This window comes from Archangium violaceum (assembly GCF_016887565.1).
Lineage (GTDB): Bacteria > Myxococcota > Myxococcia > Myxococcales > Myxococcaceae > Archangium > Archangium violaceum_B.
Genome location: NZ_CP069396.1, coordinates 12,023,732 through 12,036,392, shown reverse-complemented (window position 1 = coordinate 12,036,392; position 12,661 = coordinate 12,023,732). Strand labels below are relative to the sequence as shown.

Here is a 12,661-nt window from a genome sequence, read left to right as displayed (position 1 = left end):
GCGGAGCCGAGGAGTTTCTTCCACCCGCCTGATGCATGGAAGTAGAGGTACCCATCGAGCCCGATCATGAGCGATGTCTGGGTATTGTCCCTGACGAGCGCGGTGCCCTCCAGGGTGCCATCACTCTTCCAGAGCTGAGGCGTCAGGGCCTCGGAGGTGTAGTCGCCTCCGTACGCCGACGTGATGACCCGCTGGCTCGGTGACGAGAAGTAGAGCGTCCCATCGACCACCGCGGTCGCGGTCGGGGTCGAGGACAACGGATCGGAGTTGATGTCCGCGAGCCTCCGCCCCTGGTACGGCGATGCAGTGTCACCGGGGCTCGGCAGCGGGAACAGCAGCGCCAGGAACCCCACGAGGCTTCCGCGAAGCAGCTTCATCTTGGATTCTCCCCACGAGGGCCTCCGGCCAGACCCTTCCATCGGTTACATGGGCCAACGACGTAGTCTGTGGCCCGCGCAAGAGCCGAAGACGCGGCTCCCCTTCTTCCAGATGCTCCCGGAGACGTTGTACGTCTTCACGTCAGCACTGCCTTGCGCATACAGACTCCACTGCATCGCCGGCCCTGGTTTCATTTTAACACGACAGCCCGGGCGCCGGACGAACGAATCAGGGGGGCCGGCTGATATGTCGAGGATACGATGGGCGTACAGCCCGAGGTGGTGTCAAAGAACTCGATAAGCGGGACGCGAACGCGACTCGGCGTGGACGGGTGAATCTCGCGGTCTCCAAGTCTTTCCAAGGACTTGCGGATGGCCTGCGGAGTGCATCGACCTCGCGGCCGGTACGGTATGGAGGGAGAGGGATGGGCTGGCCGCTGAGGATGTTCCAGGAGGAGGGCTACTACTTCGTCACGTCCAGGTGCTTCCAGGGGAGGCTGCTGCTGCGACCTGGCGCGGAGATGAACGAGGTGGTGGGGGGCGTGCTGGCGAGAGCCGTGCGGCAGAGCGCCGGCTGCGTGAGGCTGCACGCCTTCACCTTCGCCTCCAACCACTTCCACCTGTTGGTGTGGGCTCGGGGAGCGGCGCTCGCCAGCTTCATGCAGTACCTGCGCGCCAACCTCTCCAGGAAGGTGGGGCAGCTGGTGGACTGGAATGGAGGCTTCTGGGAGAGGCGCTACTCGGCGGAGCCGGTGCTGGACGACGAGGCACTGGTGGGACGGCTGCGCTACGTGTTGGCCCATGGGGTGAAGGAGGGGTTGGTGGAGAAGTGCACCGAGTGGCCGGGCCTCACGTGTCTGCCGCAGTTGTTGGGACCGGCGCGGCGGCTGTTCCGGTGGTTCAACTGGACGAAGCGCTGGAGCAAACGGGGCAGCGAGGACATGACGGCGGGGGAGGGGCGCTTCGCCGAGGAGTGGGCCGAGCCAGTGGAGTTGGAGGTGGCGCCCCTGCCGTGTTGGAAAGGACTGGGAGAGGAGGAGAGGCAGCGGGCGGTGCGAAATCTTCTGGAGGAGGTGGAAGCCGAGGCCCGAGGACGGGGTACGCCTGCGTTGGGGGAACGGGCTGTGCGAGCACAGCACCCGCATACCCGGCCCGAGCACCTCAAGCGCAGCCCGCGGCCAGTGGGGCATGCCTCCACGCGTCAGGCGTTGAAGGAGCTACGCGAGCAGTACCGGGCCTTTGTCGCGGTGTTCCGAGAGGCGGCGGAGCGGTGGAGGCGGGGGGATTTCTCGGCGCGCTTTCCTCTCTTCTCCTTCCCACCGCGTGTCGTGCCGGGTCGTGCGGCTCAAATTCTTTGACACCCTCTCGCCCTCTCGGCCGGGTCGTGCGGCTCAAATTCTTTGACACCCTCTCGGCAAATTCTTTGACACCCTCTCGGAGACACCCTCTCGGCGGACACCCTCTCGGCGAGTGGTGGTGGAGGCCGAGTTCACATCGGAGTCCCCTCATGGCCCCTTCACGCTCAAGCTCTGGGATTCGGATGGGCGCCGCACCGTCACGCTAGGAAACGTCACCTTCCCTTAACCTATCGCGAGGCGCAGTTTCGTCACCCGGTCCGGTGATGCGCCCCGCCTCGCGGGTTCGTATGCGCGCATGCGGACCCATGCGGAGCGACTGTGGTAGTCTGCCCTTCACCATGTCGACTCTGGACGAACTGCGGTCCGCCTTGCGCCGCGATATCAACGCCATGCCGATGTTCCTCACGGACATGGCGCCGCACCTCCAAGACCTCCTCGCTGAATCAGAGGGGGCTTCATTGGAGGCGCTCTTCTCTCGCGCGAACCGAACCGAGGGCGCGTTGCTGGAGGCGCTGGCCTGGCTGTGGGCGAGGACGCTCCGTGCGCCTGCCTCAGCGGCGCGGGTCGACATGCTCGACGTGGCGGAGGGCGAGGTGCGCCTGTTCCCGGGCGGGCTCCAGGTGGCGAATGGCGTGTTGAACCGCGGCATCCTCGTCGTGGCGGGGGACGTGGACGTGGGTGGCGAGTTTGGTGACGGAGACGTCGGCAGCGCGGCGGTCGTCGCCGGGTCGCTCCGTTGCCGGCTCGCCAATGTCCAGGGCGTGCTCCGGGTGGGCGGTGTGCTCGATGCGGCCCAGCTCGTCTTCGCGAACAATGACCCGGAGCCCCTCATGGCGAGGGAAGGTCTGCGCGCGCCGTTGACGCTCCTTCAGCTCGGGCGCTCTCTCGACGTGAGGTCCGCGGACGGACTCGTGGTGGAGGAGGAAGTCACGCCGTCACAAGTCTTGAAGTTGAGGGCATTGCTCCCGGCAGCGGTATTCCACGACATCGACCTGGAGGAAGAGGACGAGGATGTGCTCATTCCGCTGGACGAGGTGCTCGATGTGGAGGCGCTGTATGCCTCCGCGGAGGAGGGGACGCTCGTTTCTCCGCTCCGTTAGCCTCGCGGGCTCATGCGCGGCCCGGCACGTCGTCCAAGGGGAGCGCGTGCCGGTCCGCCTGTCATGCCGCGGGCATGGCCCGCGATTACGGGCCGTACAACCGGAAGGACACGTCGAAGATGGCCTCGGGGCTGTATCCCAGCCAGTACATCACGCCGTCACCACCGGGGGCCGTCAGGTATGCCAGCACCCTCCTGCGGCCTCCACACCGAGAGCAGGCGAAGACATCCAGCGTCGTTTTTCCGCAAACGACAAAACCGGCCGGAGAGGGGAACGGCGTGCTCGATGGTGACGTGCTCACCCGTCACCACGACGCGCTTGATGAGCAGGCGCACCAGCCGCTGCCTGCCCTCGAAGTCGAGCGCGTCGAGCCCCTCACGCACAGCCGCGGCAAAGGCCTCCAGTTGCGCTTCCCGTTCGCCCAGCCGCTCCTCTTCAGCATGCTGCGCCAGGAGAAGACGTCCACTGCGAACGTCTTGCGCAGCAACCCCGCCCAATCCAGCCTCCGGGCGCGCTGACGCTTCCGGCACATGGCCCGAGCTGCCGCATCTGAAGCTGGTGCCTCCTCCTCGCCCGGGGCCGCCGCCGCGGAGACACGGTCACGGAGGACTGGAGCGTCTCGCGCCCCTTGCCGCGAAGGATAGGATGCGGGACGGACAACCATACAGAGGGGACAGCTCCGCGCGCGCCCAGATTCTCGCCCTCCCCATGCATGACCGGAGCCCTGGATGTCTCGAGGGCTCCGCCAGGTCATTCGACCCTCGGGCTTACGACGAGGGTGGCAGGAGCTCCGGTGGGATGGGGTGCTCCGCATCCTCGTCCTGCCAGACCACGCTTGCGATCCACCAGCGCTGACCGTCGAAATAGAGCTGGATGTAATTGACGCCTCGGGCGTACCGGCTGCCATCCGAGCGCCTGAGCAGCTCATAGCTGGAAGCCACATGGGCAATGTTGCCATAGCGGTACACGACGCGGCGGAGCTCCGGCTCACGGAACCCCTCGCGCATCAGCGGCTCCGCTTGTGCCACGAAGGACGGATGATCGAACACCGTCAGCTTGCTCCCAATGGCGACGAAGTGGATCCACGGAGCGTAGAGCGTCCTGTCCCTGGCCCACTGCCGCGGTGCGTCCGGGGCTACATTCACGACCTCGTAGAAGGCGCGCATCACCCCGTCAATGGTGCTGACATCTTCCGGATTGGCGGGCACCGTCTCGACATGGACGGAAGGAGTGGTTGTCTCTGGGGCATGGGCGCATGCGGCCACGAGCAGAAGTACGTTGACAAGAACGGTTCGCATGGCCGCCAATATGGAACCTGGCCGACACGGCCGCTGTCAGAATCTTGCTCGAATGAACTGGGAACTCGCTTTTCCAATGCGCACGCTGCTCCATGGGCGTGAGCTCTTCGTGGGTGAATGGCATTGCGCCGGCGGCTCGCCACGTCCTCCCTGCTGGCGGGAGCGAGCCCTCTATTACGAGGTGGATCTCCTCCAGACGGGAACGCACGTGCGTGACCTGGGGCATCAACGCAACGTGGTGGATCCGACGACGGCCGCGCTCCATGCGCCATCGGATGAGTATTGGATGGCCTCTCCCACGGAACGCCCTCAGCGGGGCACGCTGCTCCTGCTCCGGGGCGCACTGGCCGAGGAGCTGATTCCTCGTCTGCCCACTCGAAGTTGTTCCATTTCACCGCAAGCCGCGCGCCTTCATGCCCAGCTCTTGCACGCCGTGGATCCACTGGCCCGGGAAGAGACGGCGTTGTCACTGGTACATTGTGTGCTGTCGAATGCGCGGGCTCAGCCGGAGCGGGCGCGGAGCGTCTCCCGCGCATGGCGCCGCTTGAGCGAGGAGCTGCAACACGTGGTGGCCACTCGCTTCAAGGAACGTTTGTCCTTGGAGGTCATGGCCTCAGCGTGCAGCACATCTCCCTTTCATGCGAGCCGTGTCTTCCGGGCCGTGACGGGTGAGACCTTACACCGACACCTCACCCGAGTGAGGCTTCGCGCTGCCCTCTTCGAGCTCCAGGGCTCTGCCGGACGTTTGACCGAGCTTGCCCTTTCCATGGGTTTTTCATCCCACAGTCATTTCACGCAGGCCTTCCAGGAGGAGTTCGGCTGTGCGCCTTCATCTCTGGTGGGCGGACCTGTTCGTGGACGGAAAATCCCTTCACGGGAGAAGGACTGACTACGTCGGCCAGTTGAATGTTCCTATATTTTATATCCACAATGCTTGAACCAGCCAGCGATGTTCTCGAGGGTGGTGAGAGTCATGGCCTCAGCGATGGCATGATCAAGTTCCTGCGGGGTACGCGCGGCCATGCTCCTGAGCAGTTCTTTGAACTTGTTCCAAAACAGTTCAATGGGGTTGAGGTCCGGCGAATACGGGGGAAGGAAGAGAACGTGGGCGCCGGCGGCGCGAATACGTTCCAGGATGCGTGCGGGCTTGTGCGCGCCCACATTGTCCATCACGACGATATCGCCCGGGTTGAGCCTGGGCACGAGCATGGACTCGACAAACGCCTCGAAGACATCGGCTGTGGTGGCTCCTTCGATGGTCATCAGCGCCCGGATGCCGTCCAGGGCCATGGCGCCCAGCACGGTGGTGACGACACCCCGGTTTCTGGGGACATGTTCCACCACTCGCACCCCCGGAGGGGCTCGTGCGTGAGTGCGCGTCATGCTTGCGAGCTACCAGCGCCTCGAAGTGCTCCTGCACCGTAGCATCGGGCCGCATGCGTACCTGGTGCTGGAGCGTCTCCAGGACTTCTCCTTGGATGGGCGAGAAGTGGCCCCCGCCCCTCGGTCGAGGCTTGAGGCTTCCCGTCTCCGCCTCGAGTTTCAGCCAATGAGAGAGTGTGTCTTTTCGCTGACACTGAACTCGGCGGCCACCTCCTCCAGTGTTCTGCCACCACGCTTGTATGCTGCAACGGCTCGCTCACGTAGGTCCATCGAATAGGGCCGTGGCATGCTTCCTCCTCCAGCCCTGATAGAGCAATTTTGACCGGAACATTCAACTGGCCGGCGTAGTGACACCCTGGTTCGGCGCGGCACGCGAGCCCTCAGCGAGCCTCTCCTCCTCCATCCACGCTCGTCGGAACCGGGCGGGGCTTCGCCACCGGCAGCAGACACTTCCCGTCGTAGGAGACGGTCTGGGGTGGGCAGTTCGGCGGCGCGTGCTCGGTGGCTATCCAGCACACGCCCGAGACTTCGCGCTCCAGACCCGCGGCGCACGGCGCATGCTTCTGGTTTGGCACCGGACGCGGTGCCTCTCCCGAGCGGACAGGTACAGGGTCCACATGAACGTCCGTGGTCCAGGCCTTCACCGTGACCTGCTGTTGCACCCGCATCTCGTCAACAGGTGCCAACGTCGCCGACAACAGCGCCACCACGAGCACGGCGGCACCACCCGACAGCGCCAATCCCAGGCGCCACCACGGGCGAGGCTTGTTGGCCGCGTGGAGGGCGTGGTCCATGCGCCCCACTGCCTCGCGCACCTCCTCGAAGGTGCACACCAGGGACTCCACCGAGTGCTCGTCGGTGGCCACGGACCTCGGGGGATTCTCTGCCTTCATGGATACGTAGCCATCCGAGGCCGAGGAAGTGAGGCGTACCTGCCAGTCGGTCAGCGGCCCCGAGCCCTTCTCGTCCGTGGCAGCGGGCTTGAACACCAGGGTCGTCTCCCCGCTCGTCTCGTGCGTGTCCCGGTAGAGCTCCCCCCGGCTGTAGTTGTCCTGAGGCACCTGCTCGTGGAGTTGATACGGCCCCACCTGCTTCACCGCCTCCCCGCTCGTCTCGGACTTCTTCTCCTCGTGCATGCGTGCTCCTCGCCTTCCCGATGTTTCTTGGGAGGTGGTCTGCCAGGAGGTAACCCCAGGCGTCAACTCCCCTCTTGACGGCGGAGCCGAAGTTGGCCTGGCGTAGCAGTGGGAGTACTTTCAACTATCGGAAACAGAGGAGCCTGAAGCGTGCCTCGTGCCTTTGACCTCATTGCAGCCCTGAAGGAACGCTTGGAGCGCGAGAAGGAGCTTCCCCTCAAAGCGGTGCATGTGACGCCGGTTGGTGGGAAGGAGCTGAGCCAGCTGGAGCGTACGCTGGGCAAGGTGCTTCCCGAGACGTACCTCCAGTTCATCACCCAGCACGGTTTGTTCCGTGCGACGGATGGGTATGGCCATGAGAGGGCCCGGATGCTGAGCCCTTCCGAGGTGCTGGAGCGGCACGAATGGTACAAGGAATTCGTGGAGGAGGACTCATTCGGTGATGAGGAGGAGGAGATGGAAGCCGCCCGCCGCGAGGCCGAGGTGAGGAGGCGGCTGGTTCCATTTCAGTACATCTCCAACTCGAACGTGAGCGACTTCTACAGCTTCGACACGGGGCTGCGCCGGGCCACCGGGCCGCTCATCATGCAGGCCTACCACGACGACTACGACCTTGCGCCGTGGCTGCTGGCCGAGGCCCCTGACGTCTCTGGCTGCACCTTCGACTTCGACGAGCACATGAGTTGGGTACTCCGGGAGTGTCTGGAGGAAGGGAAGTGGGGCCGGTAGGCGAAGAAGCGCGTCGGGGACCCGAAGCGCTCATGGCCTGCTACAGCTTCTCCCGCCGGACGTACTCACGCACGGTGGCCGGGTGGATGTGCGGATAGCGCGCGTTGACGAGCTTCCCGAGTCGTCCCTTTCCGTTGAGCATGGCGCGCGAAAACATGAGGGGCAGCCAGGAGGACATGTTGCCCGGCTCGGCCTGCCAGCGCCGGGCGAGCTCCTTGTCCAGCTCCTCCAGCGAGCCGAGCCGCTCGAGCTTCAGTGTCCTGCCAGAGGCCTCCTGGTAGGCGCGCACCAGTTGGTGGAAGTCGAGTGTCTCGCCCGCGACGTTGAAGCGGGAGGGCAGCGGTTCGGGGTCCACGGCTGCCTCGGCGGTGTAGCGGGCCGTGTCCGCGTACGTGGTGAAGTCCATGGGCCTGTCGCCGTCACCCCAGTAGCGCGCCGTCCCCTTGTCGAGGTCGATCATCCCGAGGAATCCGAACAGCACCCTCCGATCGAGGAAGCAGCCGTTGAGCACATGGACCACCTCGAGGCCCGTGCCGGCGGTTTGCTCGTCCGCGGCCCGGGCGAATTGCCGCCGCCAGTCGGTGCTGATGTTCTCGCCCTCGGCGAGGTTGAAGTAGTCGAGGGCGTAGTCCGAGGGAATGAAGCGACGGGCGCGGGCGGCGATGGCGGCGCGCAGCAGGCGGAGTTGGCCATCGATGATGACGTCCGGGCCGCCCTGGACGGCGGAGACCACACTCCACACACCCGAGCAGGCCGCCGCCAGGGCCGCCTCGGAATCGGCGCCCAGGTCCCCTTCGACGAGCCGAACCCCCGCGGCCTCCAGGTCCGCGAGCTTCGCGCGGCTCCCGGGCCGCACCAGACAGCGCGGGATGACCCCGGGCTTCTCCAGCAGGGCCCGGGCAATCATCCCCCCGAGTGCTCCCGAGGCTCCCACCAGCAACACGGTCTTCTTCACGGCATCGGTCATCGGGTGTCCCCTCCAGTGGTTCCACCCGATGGCTAATCACGGCGCTCTTCTCGCCCCACTCCATTAGCTCGCCTGCCCGGCAACGAGCCTGGCCCGTAGGGCTCCCCGTGGGCTCAGATGTTGATGCTCTGGGGGATGGCCGAGGGCAGGAGCGTCGTGTAGAGCGTGCGCCCCCCCACGGAGTTGGCCGCCTGGATGTGCTTCTCGATGGACTGCAGCGTGCGCTGGAACTTGCCCAGCACCAGGAGCGCCCGGGGGTCGGACAGCTGGCCCCCGTACTGGCCCAGCACCGTGTAGTAGACGTTGCCCAGGCCCGCCAACACCGCCTGCTGGAGGATGGACTGGTTGAGCGGGGGCAGCAGATCCAACAACTGCGTCGCCTCGGCCCCCGAGGTGACCGGGCCCGGGAAGGCCGCGAAGCCGGCGAGCGGGATGGCCGGCGTATAGCTCATCGCGGTGCGCTGCGGGAAGTTCACCGCCGCGTGCTCCACGCTCGCGGTGAAGATGACCTGGGTGAGCAGCTTGCACAGGTAGTCGAGCGTGGAGATGCACGGCGTCTTGCCGGGAGCCGCCTCGCCGATGTGCTGCAGGTGCCCGGCGCTCACCAGCTCCTGTACCCAGGCCTGCAGCTCGTAGTCGCCCACCACGTCCGCGTCCCCGGAGTAGTAGAGCGCGGTGTAATCGGACACCCAACCGTGGATGGCCTTCCAGAGGGTCAGCGCGTCATCGCGGTAGGGGTAGTCGGGCAGTTGCTCCGGCGAGTCGATGCCCTGGCGGGCGAGCTTCTCGGGGAAGAACGACTCGTTGTAGCGCACCGCCTTCACGGCGGTGGCCGCCACCTGGTTGGACGAATCGATGGTGCCCGACAGGAGCATGTCCACCGGTCCCCCCTGGGTGATGAGCGAGGTCTGCGCGCTGTAGTTGATGAACAGCGTGCCCGCGAAGTGCGGGGTGAGCAGCACGTAGAGCGGATGCTGCGGGTCGAGCTGCCGCTCGGTGGCGAGCACGAACGGCTCGGTGAGCAGGTGCGTGAGCCCCAGGTGGCTGATGAGCTCGTGGTAGTTGCCATCCGCGATGTTGACGCACGTCTTGGCGAGCATCCACGCGAGCCCCCCGTCCGGGTAGAAGATGGAGCTGCTCGCGTCCTGCCCGATCTGGATGGACACGGGGCTCAGCGAACCCCGGCCCTCGCCCAGGCGCGGCACGTAGAAGAGGGCCTTGGGGGCGAACACGTACTTCTGCTGGGGCGTCGTGCCCGGCACCAGCTGCGCGAGCGCCTTGTAGTCCACGAGGTAGAAGTGCCCGGCTTCCACGGCCTGCTGGCGCGTCAACCCCGTCTCGCCCGTGATGCGCTGGAACTGCTCATCCGAGGGCAGCAGGCGCGAGACCTCCTCGAGGGTCGCCCGCTGAAGGATGCCCGCGTTGGGGCCGGCGACACGCAGCGCGGCGAACGCCTCGTCCGTGAGGTACACGCCCGCGGTCCACGGCAGCACCACCTTGCGGAACTGCGCGTCGTAGTCCTGAAGATCCGTGGCGCGCCCGTAGAGGCCCGCCTTCGTCAGCACGAAGTCGAGCACGGTCCTGACCAGCTGGGACAGCCAGGACTCGATGCTCTTGGCGTCCTGCCCGATGGCCTTGTCGAGCAGCGACTGCCCCTGGTTCGCGAGCGTGTCGAGCACCCCGTGGCCGCCCGGCGAGCCCGGCGGCGGACGCGTGACCTTGCGCGCATGCGCGTTCTGGGCGAGCCCCGCCAGGTCCTTGCGCGCATCGCTCAGCAGGGACTGGAAGGCCAGGACGTCGCGCTTGTCGACTTCCTGGTTCTTCAGCGAGGCGTCGAACACGCTCGCCTCCGGGGGCGCGGTCTGGGTGTAGACGGCGGTCGTGGTCGCGCCCGAGTTCGCCTGGCCGAGCTTGACGGGGATCTGCACGTCGAAGCTGAAGAGGTTGGGCAACAGCGCATCCACGAAGTTCTCTCCCAGCAGGATGACGGTCTCGGCGAGCTGGAGGGCCCAGTCGAGCGAGATGTCCACGGGGATGGGCGCCGCCGCCATGGGCAGCCCGGCGACGATGGCCGGGTAGTCGTACACGTACTGGGTCTGCTTCTGGGCCAGCGTCCGCGCCCGGCTCGCGCGGTTTTCCGGGGTATCGTTCTGCGGCAGGGTGGGAGGGGTGAACAGGCTCATGGACAGCTCCCTGGTGGGATGGCGGGTGGCGGCTCCCTTCTAGTCCTACTTGGAACAGCTGTGAACCCATTCATACTCTGGGTTCATGAATCTCGTGGCCGCCCCTCCACGCTCCGGAGTTTCAGCGGGGGTCCCATGCTCGCGCGATGGATGACTCGACCTACATCTTCTTTTTCTCGGTTCCGGACGGGACGGTGGCGGAGCCGCTCTTCGAGGAGATGAAGCGGCGGCATCCCGGTCTCCTCCTGAAGCATCGGCCGGAGCCCGGCCGACCCTTCCACTATTCCGTGCGGGCCGAGAAGCCCGGCGCGCGGTTCTGGGACGACCCGCTCAGTGTGCGAGGTTGGCTTCAGGGGTGCCCCAGAAGCCCACGCCCCTGCCGCCCTCCTGTCCAGACCTCTCACTGGGCTTGCCTCTCCCCATCCAGGAGCGGACCCGCATGCAGGGCAGTCTGGTGTGAGATCGCGCGGGCTGGCAGCATGCACCTGCCCAGAGGGGTACATCGCGCTCTTGGGCGTCGTGCCGCTCATTCTTGGCGTGAGCAAGCTCAGCGCGCAGATGCGGGCCCGAGGGGCTGGCCCAACGGAGGAAGGGCAGGCAAAGACTGTGGAGCAGCAAATGGAGCGTCGGACTCACTCCCAGGTGCTGGCCGTCGCGGGCGTGACGGTTGCGAATGGTGGCGACAACCTCGGAGTGTACATGCGTCGAGCAGTTGCTGGACGTCCTCCGCCAGCTTGAAGTGCATGGAAGGCTGCCTTTGACGCCAGAGGCCATTGCGGCAGCCGCAGAGGTGCTGGAGACCGTGGCAGAAGCCGCGCGCGCGTACTGGGGGCATGCCACGCCGTCCAGGGCGGGGTTGGATATCGCTCGGCGGACTGCCTGCTGCGGCAACTCAACACGGGGCGAGGCGCGAGGACGTGCCAGGAAACCGCCCGACGCTAGACTGCGTGAACGGACCTTGCCCATGAACCCTCCTTCCCTGCCCGAGACGCGGACGATTCTGGCGGACATCAACACCTGGTACAGCAAGCTGCCCGACCAGCACGCCAGGCCACTCACCGGGCCCACGCGGGAGGCCGACGCGATCCTCCATGGCTGGCTGGAGTACTACGACGAGACGCTGTTCCTCTACGGCTACACCGTGGGAGCGCTCGAGCACTGCTTCTTCTACGACACGCCCTGGGACGAGCGGGGCCGGGTCCTGGGCAAAGGACACCCCTCCGAGTGGTACGACGGGCTCGCCATGCCCCGCCCTTTCCGGGTGCGCTACAGCGTCGCCCAGCCCCACCAGCACGAGATCCTCGATCCGCTCCTCGGAGAGATGATGAAGCGGCCACTGCACCGGCTCGGGACACGCCCCGCCGTCGTGCGCCCGTTCACCGCGAGCGCGGAGGAGGTCCTCGCCCACATCGACCGCTGGGATGAGCGGCTCCCCTTCCTGCGGCGCCGCCGGTACCTCACCACCGCGGCCCGACAGGAGGCGTCGGGCTGGCTCCCCGCCCTGGCCCGGTTCGGTCATATCGTGGGGACAGGAGACGCCTCGTACATCTCCTATGGGTTCGAGGTGGACTCGACCCGGTTCGTGTTCGCGGTGAAGCTCATGCATTCGTTCTCGCGGATGACCCGAGTGGCCATGAGCCCGGTAGATCGCGAGCGGAGCGCCGGGCCCACCTGTCGGGGGTGCGACGGCAGGACCAGGCCCTCCAGGCGCTCGCGGGGGCCGAGGACGTGCGCGTGTGGTACGACCCGGAGAACCCCGGACAACACGCCCTCGAGCTGCCCCCACTCCAGCCCGGGGAGCCTCCCCCCATGCTCGACCGGTACACGACGTACCAGTTGGAGCCCATCGTCTTCCCCCCACTACGCCGAGAGGCATAGGGCTCACGGCGTGATGGGTCCGGAGAGGAGGGTGTCCTTCATGCGTCCCTCATCAGAGGACATGCAGGATCCACTGGCAGGAGCGCACGCCGCGAGTGGATGGGGCCGGGTCGCGGACCAGACGACTCCGCGGCTGGAGCGCTCTCGCCGGTGGCATCCGGCGGCGGGTTCGATTCCCGCCGCCTCCAATAGAGGTTGCCCGCCGCCTTGAGTCGAACCCACTCGGCTCCGGATGGATGGAGCGGCTGCCGA

11 protein-coding genes and 2 pseudogenes are annotated in these 12,661 nt (G+C 66.3%); 8 read left to right on the top strand and 5 right to left on the bottom strand.

Annotated features, from left to right (window positions below; genetic code table 11):
• Nucleotides 1-802 precede the first annotated feature (802 nt).
• The 4 genes and pseudogenes from JRI60_RS48025 (at nucleotide 803) to JRI60_RS48010 (ending at nucleotide 3,353) form a co-directional block, all read left to right on the top strand.
• Complete coding sequence (locus JRI60_RS48025) at nucleotides 803-1,735, top strand: transposase (RefSeq protein ID WP_204222788.1); 933 nt, start codon at nucleotides 803-805, stop codon at nucleotides 1,733-1,735.
• A 106-nt stretch (nucleotides 1,736-1,841) separates the two neighbouring features.
• Nucleotides 1,842-1,961 (top strand): annotated as a pseudogene (locus JRI60_RS55260) (DUF2381 family protein); the annotation flags it as partial.
• Between the two features lie 112 nt (nucleotides 1,962-2,073).
• A complete protein-coding gene (locus tag JRI60_RS48015; protein WP_204222787.1) occupies nucleotides 2,074-2,835 on the top strand; it encodes a hypothetical protein in 762 nt (253 codons plus the stop codon).
• 74 nt (nucleotides 2,836-2,909) lie between these two features.
• Nucleotides 2,910-3,353 (top strand): hypothetical protein, encoded by a 444-nt coding sequence (locus JRI60_RS48010; RefSeq protein ID WP_204222786.1) that lies wholly within the window; start codon nucleotides 2,910-2,912, stop codon nucleotides 3,351-3,353.
• A 249-nt stretch (nucleotides 3,354-3,602) separates the two neighbouring features.
• Here the strand turns inward: JRI60_RS48010 and JRI60_RS48005 are convergent, their stop codons facing one another.
• On the bottom strand, nucleotides 3,603-4,133 hold the full coding sequence (locus JRI60_RS48005; RefSeq protein WP_204222785.1) for a hypothetical protein: 531 nt from the start codon (nucleotides 4,131-4,133) through the stop codon (nucleotides 3,603-3,605).
• 52 nt (nucleotides 4,134-4,185) lie between these two features.
• On the opposite strand from JRI60_RS48005, the gene JRI60_RS48000 reads away from it, so the two are divergent.
• Nucleotides 4,186-5,022, top strand: coding sequence for a helix-turn-helix transcriptional regulator (locus tag JRI60_RS48000; protein ID WP_204222784.1), 837 nt, complete (start codon nucleotides 4,186-4,188; stop codon nucleotides 5,020-5,022).
• Nucleotides 5,023-5,045: 23 nt separating this feature from the next.
• Here JRI60_RS48000 and JRI60_RS47995 read toward each other — a convergent pair whose 3' ends face one another.
• Both JRI60_RS47995 and JRI60_RS47990 read right to left on the bottom strand, forming a co-directional pair.
• Nucleotides 5,046-5,516, bottom strand: coding sequence for an IS630 family transposase (locus tag JRI60_RS47995; protein WP_204222783.1), 471 nt, complete (start codon nucleotides 5,514-5,516; stop codon nucleotides 5,046-5,048).
• Nucleotides 5,517-5,896: 380 nt separating this feature from the next.
• On the bottom strand, nucleotides 5,897-6,652 hold the full coding sequence (locus JRI60_RS47990; RefSeq protein ID WP_204222782.1) for a hypothetical protein: 756 nt from the start codon (nucleotides 6,650-6,652) through the stop codon (nucleotides 5,897-5,899).
• A 192-nt stretch (nucleotides 6,653-6,844) separates the two neighbouring features.
• On the opposite strand from JRI60_RS47990, the gene JRI60_RS47985 reads away from it, so the two are divergent.
• Nucleotides 6,845-7,381 (top strand): SMI1/KNR4 family protein, encoded by a 537-nt coding sequence (locus JRI60_RS47985; protein WP_239470162.1) that lies wholly within the window; start codon nucleotides 6,845-6,847, stop codon nucleotides 7,379-7,381.
• A gap of 40 nt (nucleotides 7,382-7,421) precedes the next feature.
• Here JRI60_RS47985 and JRI60_RS47980 read toward each other — a convergent pair whose 3' ends face one another.
• On the bottom strand, nucleotides 7,422-8,348 hold the full coding sequence (locus JRI60_RS47980; protein ID WP_204222780.1) for an NmrA family NAD(P)-binding protein: 927 nt from the start codon (nucleotides 8,346-8,348) through the stop codon (nucleotides 7,422-7,424).
• 113 nt (nucleotides 8,349-8,461) lie between these two features.
• Nucleotides 8,462-10,531: a lipoxygenase family protein gene (locus JRI60_RS47975; RefSeq protein WP_204222779.1), complete on the bottom strand. Its 2,070-nt coding sequence runs from the start codon at nucleotides 10,529-10,531 to the stop codon at nucleotides 8,462-8,464.
• Between the two features lie 673 nt (nucleotides 10,532-11,204).
• On the opposite strand from JRI60_RS47975, the pseudogene JRI60_RS54090 reads away from it, so the two are divergent.
• Both JRI60_RS54090 and JRI60_RS47970 read left to right on the top strand, forming a co-directional pair.
• Nucleotides 11,205-11,387, top strand: a pseudogene (locus JRI60_RS54090) (DUF5953 family protein); the annotation flags it as partial.
• 108 nt (nucleotides 11,388-11,495) lie between these two features.
• Nucleotides 11,496-12,620: a hypothetical protein gene (locus JRI60_RS47970; protein WP_204222778.1), complete on the top strand. Its 1,125-nt coding sequence runs from the start codon at nucleotides 11,496-11,498 to the stop codon at nucleotides 12,618-12,620.
• The last annotated feature ends 41 nt before the right edge of the window (nucleotides 12,621-12,661 follow it).

What these genes read in the sequence shown, in the direction of transcription:
- JRI60_RS48000 (WP_204222784.1), top strand. Translation starts at nt 4,186, where the DNA reads ATGAACTGGGAACTCGCTTTTCCAATGCGCACGCTGCTCCATGGGCGT.
- JRI60_RS47975 (WP_204222779.1), bottom strand. Translation starts at nt 10,531, where the DNA reads ATGAGCCTGTTCACCCCTCCCACCCTGCCGCAGAACGATACCCCGGAA.
- JRI60_RS48005 (WP_204222785.1), bottom strand. Translation starts at nt 4,133, where the DNA reads ATGCGAACCGTTCTTGTCAACGTACTTCTGCTCGTGGCCGCATGCGCC.
- JRI60_RS48010 (WP_204222786.1), top strand. Translation starts at nt 2,910, where the DNA reads ATGGCCCGCGATTACGGGCCGTACAACCGGAAGGACACGTCGAAGATG.
- JRI60_RS47990 (WP_204222782.1), bottom strand. Translation starts at nt 6,652, where the DNA reads ATGCACGAGGAGAAGAAGTCCGAGACGAGCGGGGAGGCGGTGAAGCAG.
- JRI60_RS48025 (WP_204222788.1), top strand. Translation starts at nt 803, where the DNA reads ATGGGCTGGCCGCTGAGGATGTTCCAGGAGGAGGGCTACTACTTCGTC.
- JRI60_RS47970 (WP_204222778.1), top strand. Translation starts at nt 11,496, where the DNA reads ATGAACCCTCCTTCCCTGCCCGAGACGCGGACGATTCTGGCGGACATC.
- JRI60_RS47995 (WP_204222783.1), bottom strand. Translation starts at nt 5,516, where the DNA reads ATGACGCGCACTCACGCACGAGCCCCTCCGGGGGTGCGAGTGGTGGAA.
- JRI60_RS48015 (WP_204222787.1), top strand. Translation starts at nt 2,074, where the DNA reads ATGTCGACTCTGGACGAACTGCGGTCCGCCTTGCGCCGCGATATCAAC.
- JRI60_RS47980 (WP_204222780.1), bottom strand. Translation starts at nt 8,348, where the DNA reads ATGACCGATGCCGTGAAGAAGACCGTGTTGCTGGTGGGAGCCTCGGGA.